The organism is Nereida sp. NH-UV-3 (assembly GCF_042939535.1).
GTDB lineage: Bacteria > Pseudomonadota > Alphaproteobacteria > Rhodobacterales > Rhodobacteraceae > Nereida > Nereida ignava.
Genome location: NZ_CP132157.1, coordinates 916,672 through 932,478 on the forward strand (window position 1 = coordinate 916,672; position 15,807 = coordinate 932,478).

At 54.3% G+C, this 15,807-nt stretch carries 19 protein-coding genes and 2 tRNA genes; 15 read left to right on the forward strand and 6 right to left on the reverse strand.

The window, feature by feature from the left end; translation table 11 throughout:
* The first annotated feature begins 37 nt into the window (after positions 1-37).
* Genes NeNHUV3_RS04450 through dtd form a run of 3 tightly spaced genes read left to right on the forward strand, consistent with a single transcriptional unit; the run spans position 38 to position 2,709 of the window.
* On the forward strand, positions 38-1,156 hold the full coding sequence (locus NeNHUV3_RS04450; RefSeq protein WP_391482718.1) for an SPFH domain-containing protein: 1,119 nt from the start codon (positions 38-40) through the stop codon (positions 1,154-1,156).
* 12 nt (positions 1,157-1,168) lie between these two features.
* A complete protein-coding gene (locus NeNHUV3_RS04455) occupies positions 1,169-2,269 on the forward strand; it encodes a primosomal protein N' (replication factor Y) - superfamily II helicase (RefSeq protein WP_391482719.1) in 1,101 nt (366 codons plus the stop codon).
* The gene (gene dtd, locus NeNHUV3_RS04460) at positions 2,266-2,709 is read left to right on the forward strand and encodes a D-aminoacyl-tRNA deacylase (protein ID WP_391482720.1); all 444 of its coding nucleotides are present in this window, start codon (positions 2,266-2,268) and stop codon (positions 2,707-2,709) included. The genes NeNHUV3_RS04455 and dtd overlap by 4 nt, the downstream gene beginning before the upstream one ends.
* A 125-nt stretch (positions 2,710-2,834) precedes the next feature.
* On the opposite strand, the gene NeNHUV3_RS04465 is transcribed toward dtd, so the two are convergent.
* Positions 2,835-2,909 (reverse strand) — tRNA-Thr (locus NeNHUV3_RS04465).
* Here NeNHUV3_RS04465 and NeNHUV3_RS04470 point away from each other — a divergent pair.
* The 11 genes from NeNHUV3_RS04470 (at position 2,879) to NeNHUV3_RS04520 (ending at position 9,770) form a co-directional block, all read left to right on the forward strand.
* Positions 2,879-3,154, forward strand: coding sequence for a hypothetical protein (locus tag NeNHUV3_RS04470; RefSeq protein ID WP_391482722.1), 276 nt, complete (start codon positions 2,879-2,881; stop codon positions 3,152-3,154). The two genes, NeNHUV3_RS04465 and NeNHUV3_RS04470, sit on opposite strands and share 31 nt — an antisense overlap.
* A gap of 15 nt (positions 3,155-3,169) precedes the next feature.
* Positions 3,170-4,441 carry a UDP-N-acetylglucosamine 1-carboxyvinyltransferase gene (murA, locus tag NeNHUV3_RS04475; protein ID WP_048600118.1) on the forward strand — a complete coding sequence of 424 codons (1,272 nt, stop codon included), beginning with the start codon at positions 3,170-3,172 and terminating at the stop codon, positions 4,439-4,441.
* Positions 4,438-4,914 carry a DUF2948 family protein gene (locus NeNHUV3_RS04480; RefSeq protein WP_391482724.1) on the forward strand — a complete coding sequence of 159 codons (477 nt, stop codon included), beginning with the start codon at positions 4,438-4,440 and terminating at the stop codon, positions 4,912-4,914. The genes murA and NeNHUV3_RS04480 overlap by 4 nt, the downstream gene beginning before the upstream one ends.
* Positions 4,915-5,009: 95 nt before the next feature.
* Positions 5,010-6,323 (forward strand): histidinol dehydrogenase, encoded by a 1,314-nt coding sequence (gene hisD, locus NeNHUV3_RS04485; protein ID WP_391482725.1) that lies wholly within the window; start codon positions 5,010-5,012, stop codon positions 6,321-6,323.
* Positions 6,320-6,799 carry a UPF0262 family protein gene (locus NeNHUV3_RS04490; protein ID WP_391482726.1) on the forward strand — a complete coding sequence of 160 codons (480 nt, stop codon included), beginning with the start codon at positions 6,320-6,322 and terminating at the stop codon, positions 6,797-6,799. The genes hisD and NeNHUV3_RS04490 overlap by 4 nt, the downstream gene beginning before the upstream one ends.
* 2 nt (positions 6,800-6,801) lie before the next feature.
* The gene (locus tag NeNHUV3_RS04495; RefSeq protein WP_391482728.1) at positions 6,802-7,263 is read left to right on the forward strand and encodes a low molecular weight phosphatase family protein; all 462 of its coding nucleotides are present in this window, start codon (positions 6,802-6,804) and stop codon (positions 7,261-7,263) included.
* 312 nt (positions 7,264-7,575) lie between these two features.
* A complete protein-coding gene (gene infA, locus NeNHUV3_RS04500) occupies positions 7,576-7,794 on the forward strand; it encodes a translation initiation factor IF-1 (RefSeq protein WP_007205486.1) in 219 nt (72 codons plus the stop codon).
* A complete protein-coding gene (locus NeNHUV3_RS04505; RefSeq protein ID WP_391482732.1) occupies positions 7,794-8,372 on the forward strand; it encodes a Maf family protein in 579 nt (192 codons plus the stop codon). Before infA ends, NeNHUV3_RS04505 begins: the two co-directional genes overlap by 1 nt.
* Entirely contained in the window at positions 8,369-9,400 is a 1,032-nt protein-coding gene (locus NeNHUV3_RS04510; RefSeq protein WP_391482733.1) for a ribonuclease E/G, read from the forward strand. Before NeNHUV3_RS04505 ends, NeNHUV3_RS04510 begins: the two co-directional genes overlap by 4 nt.
* Entirely contained in the window at positions 9,400-9,594 is a 195-nt protein-coding gene (locus NeNHUV3_RS04515) for a DNA gyrase inhibitor YacG (protein ID WP_391482735.1), read from the forward strand. The genes NeNHUV3_RS04510 and NeNHUV3_RS04515 overlap by 1 nt, the downstream gene beginning before the upstream one ends.
* A gap of 101 nt (positions 9,595-9,695) precedes the next feature.
* Positions 9,696-9,770, forward strand: a tRNA-Phe gene (locus NeNHUV3_RS04520).
* Positions 9,771-9,925: 155 nt separating this feature from the next.
* Here the strand turns inward: NeNHUV3_RS04520 and NeNHUV3_RS04525 are convergent.
* Positions 9,926-10,477 (reverse strand): histidine phosphatase family protein, encoded by a 552-nt coding sequence (locus NeNHUV3_RS04525; protein ID WP_391482737.1) that lies wholly within the window; start codon positions 10,475-10,477, stop codon positions 9,926-9,928.
* Positions 10,478-10,613: 136 nt separating this feature from the next.
* Between NeNHUV3_RS04525 and NeNHUV3_RS04530 the strand changes: the two genes are divergently transcribed.
* The gene (locus tag NeNHUV3_RS04530) at positions 10,614-11,855 is read left to right on the forward strand and encodes a tyrosine-type recombinase/integrase (RefSeq protein ID WP_391482739.1); all 1,242 of its coding nucleotides are present in this window, start codon (positions 10,614-10,616) and stop codon (positions 11,853-11,855) included.
* A gap of 218 nt (positions 11,856-12,073) precedes the next feature.
* On the opposite strand, the gene NeNHUV3_RS04535 is transcribed toward NeNHUV3_RS04530, so the two are convergent.
* The 4 genes from NeNHUV3_RS04535 to NeNHUV3_RS04550 are packed head-to-tail and all read right to left on the reverse strand — an operon-like array spanning position 12,074 to position 15,779.
* Positions 12,074-12,934: a TauD/TfdA family dioxygenase gene (locus NeNHUV3_RS04535; protein WP_391482740.1), complete on the reverse strand. Its 861-nt coding sequence runs from the start codon at positions 12,932-12,934 to the stop codon at positions 12,074-12,076.
* 33 nt (positions 12,935-12,967) lie between these two features.
* On the reverse strand, positions 12,968-13,759 hold the full coding sequence (locus tag NeNHUV3_RS04540) for an SDR family NAD(P)-dependent oxidoreductase (RefSeq protein WP_391482742.1): 792 nt from the start codon (positions 13,757-13,759) through the stop codon (positions 12,968-12,970).
* Positions 13,756-15,192, reverse strand: coding sequence for an AMP-binding protein (locus NeNHUV3_RS04545; RefSeq protein WP_391482744.1), 1,437 nt, complete (start codon positions 15,190-15,192; stop codon positions 13,756-13,758). The genes NeNHUV3_RS04540 and NeNHUV3_RS04545 overlap by 4 nt, the downstream gene beginning before the upstream one ends.
* Positions 15,192-15,779, reverse strand: a complete 588-nt coding sequence (locus NeNHUV3_RS04550) for a thermostable hemolysin (RefSeq protein ID WP_391482745.1) — start codon at positions 15,777-15,779, stop codon at positions 15,192-15,194. Before NeNHUV3_RS04550 ends, NeNHUV3_RS04545 begins: the two co-directional genes overlap by 1 nt.
* Between the last annotated feature and the right edge of the window lie 28 nt (positions 15,780-15,807).

The window sequence follows — 15,807 nt, forward strand, 5'->3', positions numbered from 1 at the left end:
CTGCCTTTATTTGTTTCTCCCCCAGCGAGGTTATTTCATGGGTATTTTTGATTTTCTAAGCGGCGAGTTCATCGATGTTATTCACTGGGTTGATGATACGCGTGACACAATGGTTTGGCGCTTTGAGCGTGAAGCCCACGAGATTAAATACGGCGCAAAGCTAACTGTGCGCGAAGGCCAAGCGGCTGTGTTTGTTCATGAGGGTCAACTGGCCGATGTGTTCACGCCGGGGCTTTACATGTTGGAAACCAACAACATGCCTGTTTTGACCACCCTGAACCATTGGGATCATGGATTTAAATCCCCCTTCAAATCAGAGATTTATTACGTCAACACAACACGTTTCAATGACCTGAAGTGGGGCACGAAAAACCCGATCATCTGCCGTGATCCTGAGTTTGGCATGGTGCGGTTGCGCGCATTTGGCACCTATTCGGTAAAGGTCAGCGATCCAGCAAAATTCTTGGTCGAGATCGTCGGCACGGATGGTGAGTTCACCATGGATGAAATCAGCTATCAAATACGAAACATCATCGTGCAAGAGTTCAGCCATGTCATTGCAAACGCTGGAATTTCGGTGCTGGATATGGCAGCCAACACCCGTGATCTGGGCAAGCTGGTTGCCCAAGCGATTGCACCCGCAATTGCAAACTACGGGCTGACCATCCCCGAACTTTATATCGAAAACATCAGTCTGCCACCCGCTGTTGAGACCGCCCTTGATAAACGGACCTCAATGGGAATGGCCGGTGATCTGGGCGGGTTTATGCAGTACTCAGCAGCCGAGAGCCTGACGAGCGATGGCGGTGCTGGCGCAGGTATGGGAGCTGGCATGGGCGCCGGATTGGGAATGGGGCTCGGCATTGCGATGGCGCAACAGGCAGGGCCATGGGGCCCACGCCCGAGTGGCTCTACGGGGGCGGTCGCCCCTCCTCCTCCGCCTGTCGAACATGTTTGGCACATCGCCATTAACGGAGAGACCCGTGGGCCGTTTTCAAAAGCAGCAATCGGACAGATGGCAAGCAAAGGCGAGATCGATCGCGCGACATACGTGTGGACCCAAGGCCAAGACGGCTGGCTCAAAGCGGATGATGTCACCGAATTGGCCCAGCTTTTCACGATTTTGCCGCCCCCACCACCTGCCCCAGACCGGTAGACCACAGACGCAATGGACGAAAAACTTGAACATCGCTTTCCATGCGACAGTTGTGGCGCGGACATGCGCTTTGCCCCTCAGCAAGGGCAGCTGGAGTGCGATCATTGCGGTAGCACCGACGTTCTTGAAGGATCTGGACATCACTTCAGTCCCATCCGCGAGCAGGACTTTTCCAACGCGCTGAAAGGCCAGCTTGACGCCAGCGAGACAGAACAAACGAACGTACTGGCCTGCACAAATTGCGGTGCGCAGGTAACGTTTGAAAGCGCTGTCCACGCCGCAGAATGCCCGTTTTGCGCAACACCTGTTGTCACGGGAACAGGCACGCACAGACACATCAAGCCCAAAGGGCTGCTGCCCTTCGCCCTTGACGAACGCGAGGCAAAAGCAGCCATGAACGACTGGCTGGGGCAGTTATGGTTTGCGCCAAATTCGCTCCAAGCGTACGCTCGCAAGGGCCGCAAGATGGAGGGCATCTACGTGCCCTATTGGACATTCGATGCCGCTACCAAAAGTACCTATCGCGGCCAACGGGGCCGGTATTATTCGACGACCAGAACAGTACGCGTGAACGGCAAAAGCCAAACACGGCAAGTGCGCAAAATTCGTTGGACCGCTGTGCGCGGCCGCGTTGCACGGGCGTTTGACGATGTTCTTGTGTTGGCCTCTACATCACTGCCGAAACGCTTCACTGACGCGCTAGAGCCGTGGGATTTATCCTCTTTGGAACCTTACCGCCCCGCGTTTTTGGCCGGTTTCCGCGCCGAGGCCTATACGGTACCCCTTGAGCAAGGATTTGATGAGGCGCGTCAAATTATGGACCGTGTGATTGAGCGTGACGTAAAGTTCGACATTGGCGGCGATGCCCAAAAGATCACCGCACTTGATACGCAAGTCAGCGATGTCACGTTCAAACATATCCTGCTTCCTGTGTGGATGGCCGCCTATAAATACCGCGGACAAACATACCGCTTTGTGGTGAACGCGCGCACCGGCCGCGTACAGGGTGAGCGCCCTTGGTCCGCGTGGAAAATTACGTTAGCCCTGTTGGTCGGTGCCCTGCTTGCAGGTGTGTCGGGCTATTTTTATGCGCTAAGCGAGGGGCTGATATGAGGGCATTGATCCAACGGGTAACACGGGCTGAGGTCGTGGTTGAGGGCAGCGTTATTGGAAAATGCGACGCGGGGTTGTTGGTGCTGATCTGCGCGATGCAAGGCGACACAGACGAGGACGTGGCGCAACTGGCACGCAAAATTCCCAAGCTGCGCATGTTCAACGATGAAAACGGCAAAACCAACGTGTCATTGCTGCAAACCGGTGGTGAGATGTTGATTGTCAGCCAATTCACTTTGGCCGCCGACACCAAAAGCGGCAACCGCCCCGGCTTTTCCGCCGCCGCCCCGTCCGATGAAGGCCACGCAAAATATGAAGCATTCATTGACGCCATCCGTAGCCAAAACATCGTTGCCCAAACCGGCCAATTCGGTGCCGCGATGGAAGTGTCTTTGGTGAACGACGGCCCGTTCACGATCTGGATGGACACGCGCGCTTAGGCCACAACAGTAATCTAACGGCCTAGCCGTTAAACTCGACCCATGCCGCCCGCGGATACAATTGGTGCTCACCGCGAAGACAAACGCAGACTGAGCGTAATAGGCGACAACATCTGGCTGGTAAATGGTGCTGCTGGAGAGAATTGAACTCTCGACCTCTCCATTACCAATGGAGTGCTCTACCTCTGAGCTACAGCAGCGCCGTAAAGTGAAGCGTCTTTACGAGCAATTGGGAAATCGTGCAAGCGCAATCTGGACCCTTTTTGGCAACTGCGGTATGCCGCTTGATATGAGCGATAAACAAAAAACAACCCAAGCCAAAAACGCCGCACAAGCCCGTGACGTGCGATTGAAAGCTGCGCTGAAAGCAAACATGAGCCGCCGCAAGGCACAGGCCCGTGCGCGCGCATCAGACACGGATGAAAAAGCCCAGACGGGCGATTGAGGATAGGACACCCCGATGGATAGTATTTTGGTAAAAGGCGGCGGTGCTGTTTCTGGACAAATCCCGATTGCTGGCGCGAAGAACGCAGCACTGACACTGATGCCGGTCACGCTGCTGAGTGATGAGCCACTGACACTGACCAACACGCCGCGATTGTCAGACATCAAGACTATGACAACGCTGCTGGAAAGTCTCGGCGCGGAAGTAACCAGCCTGCAAAACGGCAAGGTTGTTGCCATGTCGACCCACGGCACAATCAACACCACCGCGCATTACGATATCGTGCGCAAGATGCGCGCCTCTAATCTGGTGCTTGGCCCCCTCTTGGCCCGTGAGGGGCATGCAGTTGTGTCTTTGCCCGGTGGCTGTGCGATCGGCGCGCGTCCAATGGATATCCACACAGATGGTCTGGCCAAAATGGGCGCCCAGATTGACCTTAAGGACGGTTATTTGCACGCCAAGGCGGACGGCGGAAAGCTCAAAGGTGCCGTCATTGATTTCCCGTTTGCATCCGTTGGTGCCACAGAAAACATCATGATGGCAGCGACCCTTGCGAAAGGGACCACTGTTATCAACAATGCCGCGCGCGAGCCTGAAATTGTTGATCTGGCGACCTGTCTGCGCAGCATGGGCGCGCATATTGACGGCGACGGTACATCAACCATTACGATCGAGGGCGTTGAGCGTCTTGGCGGCGCGACCCACCCCGTTGTCACCGACCGGATCGAGCTTGGCACATATATGCTGGCCCCTGTCATCGCGGGTGGCGAGGTTGAGTGTCTGGGTGGCACATTGGCTTTAGTTGGCGCGTTCGCCGAAAAACTGGATGCAGCAGGCGTCAATATTTCCGAGACGAAGAACGGCCTCAAAGTCAGCCTGCGCGGGGACCGTCCCAAAGCGGTTGACGTCACCACAGAGCCTTTCCCGGGTTTTCCAACGGATTTGCAGGCGCAAATGATGGCGATGTTGTGCTTTGCGGACGGTACATCGGTTTTAGAAGAGAAAATCTTTGAGAACCGCTTTATGCACGCCCCAGAGTTGGTACGGATGGGGGCCAACATCGATGTACAGGGCGGCGTTGCCCGCGTTACCGGTGTAGACAGCCTCAAAGGTGCGCCAGTGATGGCCACAGACCTGCGCGCATCCGTTTCGCTTATTCTGGCGGGTCTTGCGGCCCAAGGTGAGACGCTTGTGAACCGCGTTTATCACCTTGATCGCGGCTATGAGCATGTGGAAGAGAAACTGGCTGCCATCGGCGCCAATGTTCAGCGTGTGCAAGGCGCATGAGCGACGCGCGTTTTGAAGACGCGGCAGACAAGCCCCTTCGCCTATTGGGGCACACACCCGAAGATATCCCCGTGATATCGGCGTTACTTCAAGACGCGGTTTTTCCTGCGTCAGAAATGGCGTGGCAACCAAGCAAGCGTCGCTTTGCTATTCTGCTCAATCGGTTCCGTTGGGAAGATGCCCCAAAAGCCCGCAAACGTGGGCGCGCCTTTGAGCGTGTTCAATCGCTGCTGGCCGTGGAGGACGTTCTGAAGGTGTCCTCAATGGGCATCGACCGTGCTGACAAAGAACAAATCCTGTCCCCCTTGGCGCTTGAATGGCAAGCCGGTGATGACGGCGCAGGGATCTTGACGCTTGTGCTTGCGGGTGACGGCGCTATCTCGCTGCATATTGAGGCAATAGAGGTAAGCCTGCGCGACGTGACACGCCCCTATGTTGCAGCCGCAAAAGACGCACCGCATCACCCCGAATAACACCCTCATTTCGCCTTTGCCGATCTGGCTCACCATTTGAAAATCGCGCGTCTGTCCGTATTGAGGCGCACAGGACAACAAGATAGACATATCATATGCCCCAGTTTTTGACCCACACAGACCCTGACTTTGAGACGCGCTTTACCGCCCTTTTGTCCGCAAAGCGCGAAGACAGTGTGGATGTGGATGACGCTGTAGCGGCCATTATTGCAGATGTTCGTAAACGCGGCGACGCAGCGGTGATTGAGCTGACATCCAAGTTCGACCGGCTTGATTTGACACCCGACACCCTTGCGATCAGCGCAGATGAAGTTGACGCCGAAATCGCCAAAGTAAGCGATGCAGATCGCGCAGCGCTCGAAATGGCCGCCGAACGCATTCGTGCCTACCACCTACGCCAGTTGCCAAAAGACGAAAGCTGGACCGATGACACAGGCGCGACCCTTGGATGGCGTTGGACGCCTGTATCCGCGGCAGGCCTTTATGTGCCCGGAGGCTTGGCCTCTTACCCATCGTCGGTATTGATGAACGCGGTGCCTGCAAAAGTGGCTGGTGTGGGCCGTCTTGCGATCACCGTCCCCACGCCCGATGGCATCATCAATCCGTTAGTGTTGCTGGCCGCACGTATCTCAGGTGTTGATGAAATTTACCGTATCGGCGGCGCGCAGGCGGTTGCTGCCTTGGCGTATGGCACACAGACCATTCCCGCTGTCGATAAAATTACCGGTCCGGGGAACGCGTTTGTCGCGGCTGCAAAGCGTCGTGTGTTCGGCAAAGTAGGCATTGATATGATCGCCGGTCCATCAGAGATTTTGGTCATCGCCGATAAGCACAATAATCCTGCCTGGATCGCGACTGATCTGCTGTCACAAGCCGAACATGACGAGAGTGCGCAAAGCCTGTTGATCACCGACGACGCTGCATTTGGTCAGGCCGTAGCCGACGAAGTTGAAGCGCAACTCAAAACCCTTGAGCGGACGGCTATTGCCACGCCAAGTTGGCGCGATTACGGCGCAATTATTGTGGTCAAAGACCTTGATCAGGCTGCAGAACTCTCGGACCGTATCGCGCCTGAGCACCTTGAACTTTGTGTTGAAGACGTTGATGCACTTGCGGCCAAGATCACACACGCAGGTGCTATTTTCTTGGGCCAATGGACCCCAGAAGCGATCGGCGATTATATTGGCGGGCCAAACCACGTTCTGCCCACAGCGCGTTCTGCGCGGTTCAGTTCCGGTCTGTCCGTCATGGACTTTGTCAAACGCACGACCTTGGCGAAAATGACCCCCGCCGCCTTGCGTGCAATTGGCCCCAATGCAGTTCGCCTTGCGACTTCGGAAAGCCTAGAAGCGCATGGTCTGTCAGTGCAGGCCCGCCTTGATCACCTGAACGAGCCGCAACCTGAATGAGCCATATCGCCGCCATAGATTTGGACGACAGCAACCTCGCCCCGCCGACGCCCGAGATCGAGCAAGAGCGCAAGGTAGCAATGTTCGATCTGTTGGAGGACAACAGTTTCGCCCTGCCCACGCGCGACGACCGCGACGTGCCAGCCGGCCCCTATAACTTGCATCTATCGATCAAGGAAAAGCGGCTGGTCTTCAGCCTGACCACTGCTGATGCTAAGCCAGCAGCACAGTTCTTGTTGTCCCTCGGGCCGTTTCGTCAGGTTGTGAAAGACTATTTCCAGATTTGCGAAAGTTATTTCGAGGCAGTCAAAACTCTGCCTCCCCACCAAATTGAAACGATCGATATGGCACGGCGCGGCATTCACAACGAAGGGGCCCGCGTGCTGCAAGACAGGCTAGACGGCAAAGCCGATGTCGACAATGACACGGCCCGCCGCCTCTTTACGCTTATCTGCGTCTTGCATTTCGGACGATAGATTTGGAACAGCACCTTCCCACGTCAATCTTGTTTTGCTGTGACCACAACGCGGTCCGCTCACCGATGGCCGAAGGATTGATGAAAAAGTTCTACGGCCAAGAAACATACGTGCAATCGGCCGGCGTCAAATCCGACATGGATATAGACGGCTTTACAGTTGCCGTTTGTGAAGAAATGGGGATCGAGCTGTCACGCCACCGTGCGCGCTCGTTTGATGAAATGGAGCAATGGGGCGACGATTTGGGCAGCTTTGATGTGATTGTCGCCCTGTCGCCTGCGTCCCAACGTGCGGCCCTTGAACTAACCCGCACCCATGCACTTGAGGTTCTGTATTGGCCCATCATGGACCCGACCGGAATGGGTGACCAGCGCAACGAAAAGCTTGAACATTACCGCGCGGCCCGTGACCAGATCATCAAACACATGACTGATAATTGGGGCGCACCTGTCGTTTCAGAGTAAGATCAGTAGTTGAGTGCGCCCGAATAAAGCCGCCAACTCTTGAGCCTGCTATTGGCAACAAACCAAACCAAACGGCTACCTACGCTGAAATTGCCACAAAAAAGCTGCACCCAGGAACCATGCAACCGCGTAAGGTTCGACAAGTCGCACGTCAGTTTCATGCATAAATGATACAACCACGTGCTAATTCAGCAGATAAATCGCTGTTTCGACGCTCTTTGTGGTCACATTTCAGAAACGCCTTGAAAACAGCGCGGCGCTGCATCATATCGTGCCGTGTTCGCACAGGGCGGACGCATTACAGGAGTGAACATGGCTAAGGAAGAACTGCTCGAATTTCCAGGTGTCGTTAAGGAACTCTTGCCGAACGCGACATTCAGGGTCGAGCTGGAAAACGGCCATGAAATTATCGCTCATACGGCAGGCAAGATGCGCAAAAACCGCATCCGTGTTCTGGCTGGAGACAAAGTCCAAGTCGAGATGACACCGTATGATCTGACCAAGGGTCGGATCAACTACCGCTTTAAATAATGAAGCTGATCCTCGGATCTGGCAGTCCCCGGCGGCGTGAGTTGCTGGGGCAGTTGGGTGTGTCGATCACCGAAACCCGCTCACCAGACATTGATGAAACACCGCTAAAGGCCGAGCAACCCCGCGCCTACTGCATGCGCATGGCTGTTGAAAAGTCTAACGTCCTTGCTGCGGCTGAAGATGAAATTATCCTTTGCGCTGACACAACCGTCGCCCTTGGCCGCCGCATTCTTGGCAAGCCCGAGGACCGCGATGAGGCCGAGCGTTTTCTACGCCTTCTTTCGGGCCGTCGTCATAAAGTAATCACGGCAGTAAGCGTCAAGACAGCAACCAAGCTATGGACCCGGGATGTTGTGACGGACGTACGGATGAAACGCCTGTCTGAGCCAGAGATCACGACCTACCTCAATACAGATGACTGGCAAGGAAAAGCCGGCGGCTACGCCATTCAAGGCCCTGCTGGCGCATTCATCCCGTGGATTTCTGGCAGCTACTCTGCCGTCATGGGCTTGCCGCTTGCACAAACCGCCACGTTGCTTGAAGCAGCGGGCTACCCAATTTACGGAGCCGCCTCATGAAGGGTCGCCAGATTGCACTCGATCACCTCAACGGCATCGAAGCCGCGGCACTGCTGGTCGATGGACGTCTTGACGATATCCTGATCGCGCCTCCGGCCGGAACGCCGACTGTTGGGACCATTTACGCAGCACGCGCAGACCGCCCTGTCAAAGGCCAAGGCGGCATCTTCGTCAGCACACCAGACGGCCAAGGATTTTTGCGTGGTACCAAAGGCATTGCCCAAGGGGCCCGCATCTTGGTTCAGGTGACAGGGCACGCCGAAGACGGCAAAGCCATCCCCGTGACGGCGAAACTGCTTTTCAAAAGCCGCTACGCAATTGTAACCCCATCCACGCAGGGGCTGAACATCAGCCGCCAAATACGCGACGAAGAAGAACGCGTCCGCCTCAAAACAATCCTGCATGACGTGGCAGGCGATGCCCCCTATGGCGTGATCCTACGATCGGCCAGTTTTGGCGCGGATGACGATGACATCGCCGAAGATATTGCCGCAATGTTGACTGCGGCGGATACAGTTTTAGCATCCGAAGTAGAGGCGCCTGCTGTTTTGTCGCAAGGGGATCAGCCACATCTGTTGGCTTGGCGCGAGTGGACCGAACCTGCCGAGGTTGCCCAGCAATCTGGCAGCTTTGAAGACTGCAACGTTCTCGATCAATTGGACGGGCTAACCAACATAGACGTACGGTTTGCCCAAAGCACGATGTTCATCGAACCAACCCGTGCATTAGTCGCCGTCGACGTAAATACCGGAGCAGACACATCGCCCGCATCAGGGCTGAAAGCGAACCTTTGGGCAGCCAAAGAGCTGGCGAGGCAACTTAGATTGCGCGGCCTTGGCGGACAGATCACAATCGATTTCGCGCCAATGACCAAAGCCGACCGGCGGCAAGTTGAAGGTGCGCTGCGCCAAGCGTTCAAGAGCGATCCAATCGAAACATCTCTTGTAGGTTGGACGCCGCTTGGCCACTTTGAAATTCAACGCAAACGCGAACGCCTTCCCCTTAATGTGCTTCTCGGAGACAGCTGATGCCCTGCCCTATCTGCAAACGCGACGCGGATAAAAGTTACAAACCGTTTTGCAGCAAACGTTGCGCCGACATCGATTTGGCCAAGTGGCTTTGCGGCGATTATGCAATTGCCAGCACAGATCCAGATGACGTGGATCAGATCGTAGATGCACTTGAAATAGAAGCCGAGCGGGCCGCGAAAAATATTCACTAGCGCGAATTGCAGTGAAATACACAATTGGGCAAAAAGGCGCTGGACACCATCTAATGCCTGACCTAGAACGACGCCACCCAAGGGGTTCAACCCCATCCCGTGCCCGGGTAGCTCAGGGGTAGAGCAGTGGATTGAAAATCCTCGTGTCGGTGGTTCGATTCCGCCCCCGGGCACCATTTATCAAGCAATATCAATGGCTTAGCAGGGCGTCACACACGCTTAAGTTGTGTTTTTCAAAAACACACCAAACACACACTTTTTGCCGTGTTGCTCGCTATTTTAGGCGCTGAATCACGGTGTTGAACACAGTGTTGGCTGGAGCGCTTAACGACTAGCTAACAGTAAGCCTTCGGGAAGCCTTAGACGTCGTGTCGTAAGCCACTAACCCTCCAGATTGAACACTGAGCGAGGTAACAGACCGAATTACTACTTGGTGTGTAACCATCAGCGTTAATTTATCTTTTGGAAGCGCGTCTAATTTTTCTGCTAGCAATTCAAGGGTTTGCTTCTTGGGAGCATGTGATTGGAAGAATGAATTTAGCCCAGCAAAAGTTTGAACCTCTCCTACATCCAGAAGCTCTGCAGTTTCTCGACAGCGACACCATTGGCTTGAGTAAACAGCATCAAAGTCCAATCCATTCAGTGTTAGCATTGATCCAATTTGCTGTGCTTGCCTCCTGCCCTCATCGTTTAAATTCCGCTGTGTTGCACAGTTACCAATTTCAAAGTTGTTTGGATCGCCAAAACCTGGAGCTAGCGCGTGCCGCATGAACAATACGTTAGAGCCCTCAGGTAGCAGCCCTAGCGCTTGATTACCCGCTCTTACGTAAGGAGCAGCTAAGGTAAAAAGCCCTATACCCGCTACAAACTGTCGTCTTTTCATGACTGGTCTCCTAACTCTCTTAGCTAATCACATTTAGCTCTAAGGCAGCAGGCTTAAAATCTGTCTGCTTCTCAAACACACACTTTGATAGACTTGTTGGTGCACCCTGCCATAGTGTTGCTGTGAGGAGCAGGACATGCGGCAGCTGCGCGAAGACACACATCTGATACTAGACGGCGAGGTGCGCGTGTATCGTCGCGAGCGCAGCAAGCGCTGGCAGGCTGCCTTTGTGATCGACGGGCACACCATCCGCATCAGCACCGGCAAGCGTGATTTGGCTGAGGCCAAGGAGTATGCCTGCGAGACTTTTCTTGAATACAAGTTCCGCCACAAGAACGACCTGCCTGTAGTCACCAAGAAGTTCTCTGACGTTGCCAAGCTGGCCATCGCCGATATGCGTAAACAGCTGGATGCCGGCTTAGGACGCAAAGTGTTTGCAGACTACATCGTGTGTATTGAGCGCTACCTCATCCCCTTTTTTGGGGCACAGTATGTAACCACCATTGATTATGAGAAGGTGCAGCAGTTCTACGACTGGCGACGAGCTAAGATGGGGCGTGAGCCAAAGGCTAGTACGCTGAACACACACAACTCGGCGATGAACCGAGTGTTTGAAGAAGCTGTGGCGCGGGGCTTTATCGCACACAAGAATGTGCCACTGCTGGTAAACCGTGGTGAGAAGAGTGAACGCCGCCCTGACTTCACCCGGGAAGAATACGCCACACTGATCCGCAAGCTGCCCAGTTGGATCAATGCGGGCAAGGCAGGCAAGCCCACAGACATGCGGCACCTCATGCGGGACTATGTGTTGATCATGGCCAATACGGGCATGCGGCACGGGACAGAAGCGCTGAATCTCAAGTGGAAGCATGTGACGCTGTTTGAGGAAAAGGATCTGCAGTATCTAGAGATGAGCGTCACGGGCAAGACCGGTCGCAGGGACATCATCTGCCGCAGTGGTACGATTAACTACCTCAAACGCATACACGAGCGGTCAGAGGACATACGGCACATCCCCTTTGAAGATCTACTCAAGCAGCGAGTAGATTTGCCAGTGTTCAGATTGCCCGATGGTACTGTGTCAAAGAACATCCACCAGACCTTCCGCAAGTTCCTCACAGACACAGGGCTGATCACATGCCCACGCACAGGGCAGAACAGAACCCTGTATAGCCTGCGCCACACCTATGCGACCTTTGCCCTACTCAACGATGGGATGGATATACATGCGCTTGCCGTACAGATGGGCACATCAATCGGTATGATTGAGCGGCACTACAGTCACCTCACGCCAAGGCTCAAGAAGGACATGCTCACGGGGAAAAGGTATGAGTTGAGCAGCGATGAGTTTGAGAACCAGAAAAACATCAGCGAGTGATAGAGGGCTACACCTTGGACGAAATGCGGACCTTCGCTGCACAGAGCATCAAGGTCAGCTATGCGGACAAAGCACCATTTCGCTGCGGTTGCGCTAATGGCTGCTTTCGATCCTTTACGGCACTGGCAGATAGCACGGCGTTACAAAAGAATGCCATCCGGCATAGTTGAGGATCACTCCGTGGCGCTAGCGCGATCCTCAACAGTGTTAGGGACAAATTAGAGGCGGCCCATTCCAATAAATAACTGCCGATCCTGGTCCTTTATTGCGCGACGGCCATGCATGACGCGCGTGTTATCGATCACTGCGACATCACCGTCCTGCCAATTGATCTCGACTGTGCAGGTCTCGGCAATGTCTCTAATCTCTTCAATTTCCTCATATGTCACAACGGTACTGTCATCTAATGTATAAACCGGCGGCTCGTAATTATGCGACGGCCCCAGAATTGCGTTTGCAAAAGCATGCCCGTTTGACAAAGACGATGGACGCACGGGTGAAACTTTGATGCGATATTCTAGAGACCCGTCCTCATTCAGCGTAAAATCTTGGTCTGGAATGGATGCTTTGAATTGTAGGATATGTTCCTGCGTGACCTCTTCGGGTTCGCTTATGGCCGGGTGTTCGTTTGCTAGGTAGCGCTTCCACAGAACCTCAGGCAGTGTTCTTGTGACCATCATACGCTGAGACCAACGCGCCTTTTGCGCATCCGAGAAGGCCTCAAAAACGCGGCGGCCATCGCAGATCGTGGTTTGAGATCCTTCAAATGCTGCTTTGGTGCTGTAGAATGCAACGATGTCGGGGCAAACAGGGGTATTTCCGTTCTCGATATGAAGGCCAATTGGCCCAAGGCCTGCATCCACTTTTTGAGTGCTTTTATTCGTATTCTCACGTGCAGGATCAAAGGTGATGGTCTTGCAAAGCTGTGATGTGATGGCGCTGAACGATGTCATGTCCATATCAAAGCCACGGAGCAGGGCCCAGCCGTCTGATTTCAGGTGGTCCTTGATTTTGGAAAGTATAGCCGGGGTAACGGAAGCCTCACCAACTTCCGAAGCGCGGATTACATTGTAGCTCATATCATGTGTCCTGTAGATTTTAGATGTTTTGCATCAAGATTGGTTTGACGGACGAAGAGCCGCCAAGGTTTTTGGGTCACGCGCCTGTGCGCCCACCGATTTGTCGACCAGCGATGGAAACAGACGCTGCACCTTGACGAAAAACCGCTCTTTGCCTCTGGGGAAGCTCTCGCGTTGGCCTTTAAGGATCGCATCCCAAGCTTGCGCAGCTACTACTTCAGCAGAGTCGAGCGTCATATCCAAGGGCTCAACCAGTACGCTGAATGCGCTTTCTGCTGCTGTGCGCGCTGCGCGCGGTGCGATGTAAGTTACGCCAATACCAGCCCCCGACAGTTCGCGGCGCATGGCATCCGAAAACCCGCGAAGACCAAATTTTGTCGCGGAGTAGCCTGCGAAAAATGGATAGGCTATGTCGCCGAAAACCGACCCGATGTTGACGATACGGCCCTTTGATTTACGCAGTGCAGGCAGCAGATCGCGGGTCAACGCTATGGGTGCGACAAGATTAGTGGTCGTCATCCTCTCTAAGTCAGCATCAGCCATGTCTGCGAGGTGTCCAACGCTCAGGACACCGGCATTGTTAATGAGAATGTCCAGCGTTCCAGCAACCGAGTCAGCGATCAAAGCCCGCCCCTCGACAGTTGTTACATCCGCGATGATACAACGGGCATTTGGAGTGTCACATTTGGAACTCGTTTCTTCCAACGTCGCGGAGGTGCGGCCAACAAGGATCAAATCAAAGCCATTTTGCGCGGCCTCAATCGCCAATGATCTGCCAATGCCAGTTCCTGCGCCGGTGATTAGGACTTTCTTGGTGGGGCTCATGATGCGATGCTTTCTGGTTTGGCGTTCAATGGTTGCGTCAAGCGTGTGTTGATCAAGGATGCCGCAACAGAACGGTTGGGTGTTCCAACGGGGAACAACAGACCAACCTCGGTCGGATCAGCCATGATCAACGCGGTTGGCTGCGCATAGATCGGCAGGTCTGATAGGTAAGCTTCGATCTCGCTGGGCGACACCGGTGCCACTGCCACGACTATCAAAACCAATGCGCCGTCAGATTTGCGAAGACCTAAGGCAGAACTGACAACGCGCGGATCAACGTTGACGCGCTGTTCTACCCATTCAGGAGAGATGTTGCGCCCTGCGCCTGTAACCAGAAGTGCGTCTTTCCGGCCATCAATAACCAACCTGTCATCGTCAAAATGGCCCAGATCGCCGGTGTGCCAGACCTCCGGTGCAGGATCGCCGTTCAAATACCCCTGCATGACTGTAGGGCCTGAGACGACTATCTCACCATTCTCAAGAGATACATTCAGCCCATCCAATACCGGCCCAACTGTGCCGGGGTGATTGTCTCCAGGCCGGTTCATTGCAACGACGGCACAGCATTCGGACAAGCCGTATCCTTCATGCACAGGAATCCCTGCATCTTGCGCCGTATTGATTAAGGAGGGTGAACTGGACGCGCCCCCAACGGCTACAAAGCGAAGGCTGTCTGGCGCGTTTTTGTTTCCAAGTGCGTTTACCCAACGTCCCAAGATGGCCGGTGCCAGAAGGCTTGTCGTGGGCCGTGTTGTCTCGAATGCATCCAGAAGAGGTTCAATCGGCGCGCCGAACAATGACTTCGTGGCTTCAAACCGGAAAACCGTTTTAGCACCAGCCACAACTGGCAAGAATATCCCGCAAATCTGCTCCAGAAGCTGTGCGAGGGGGAGAATGGACAGATGCGTGTCCGTCGCGTCCGCAGCAATGACGCGGCTTAAGGCACTGATAGAAGCTTTCAATTGACGATCCCCCAGCACCACGCCTTTGGGATTACCGGAAGATCCAGAGGTATAGATAATCCGCTCGGCACCGCCAGCGTAAGAACGCAAAACGCAAGCTTCACTTGATATGGCCACTGGGCTGATGGGTTTTAGGTGCGGTAAGTCTGCAAACATCTCTGGATTGCTGGTGATAACCGTGCCGACTTTTGAATCCATCAAGACATGCACATTTTGGGCTGTGCTGAAAAAGAATGGTAATGGCACTTGCCGCTTCCCGCTGAGTGTCAGCGCCAAATCAGTGACGACATAGTCGATACCACCCGCAAGGCCGATGCCGATGGTGCCATCCACCGCGTCTAACGCGCAGGCGAGGCTCTCGACACGCATGGCCAGTTCGCGCCAGCTTATCTGGCCTGTGTCATCCTCGAATGCGATGTCATCTGGGCGGGTTTGCGAATGGCGATTTAGCGCGTCAAAGACCTGTTTCATTAGGAGGCCTCCGAAGCAATTTGCGTGGCGCGCGCGCGGGGGGACAAGACAACGGATTGAGACAAAGCCTCGCTGAAAGCGCATACTTTCGGGTCAGTGTCGTAATAGGAACCCCAAGCCTTTGGATTTGAAACCTGAGATATGTCCGCTGGCGCCAATTCTACATAGTTCAGCGGGGTTCTTTTCAGTAGACGACGTAGGGGTTTGGTTGCGGTAAATACCCCACAGGTCATCCCGTTTTCTCGGCCCCATTCGATCAATTTGTCCAGCATGGGCAAAACTGGAAAAGGGGTCGTGGAGGCTAGAGAAACAACTTCCATTATTTCTTGTGCTGGGACATCAATATGCGCTGCGTGTTGTAGAGCGGTTGAAAAGTCGGACTTCAAGTAAGTATTTGAAAAAAATCCGTCTTTTTTAGTTCGGATGCCTGCCGCACAGAGGATTTCTCCGTCTACACGCTTGGCAACAACCAGCAATGGTGCGAACTCAGTTACTTCTGCGCCGTATACATGGCTATAGACCCCCTTGATGTGTTCTTGGGCCTCTTTGCTTCCGGGGCAATCCCCACTTAAAAACTCGATCTTCATATCCAACCTCAACGTGCCTTCTCATGAC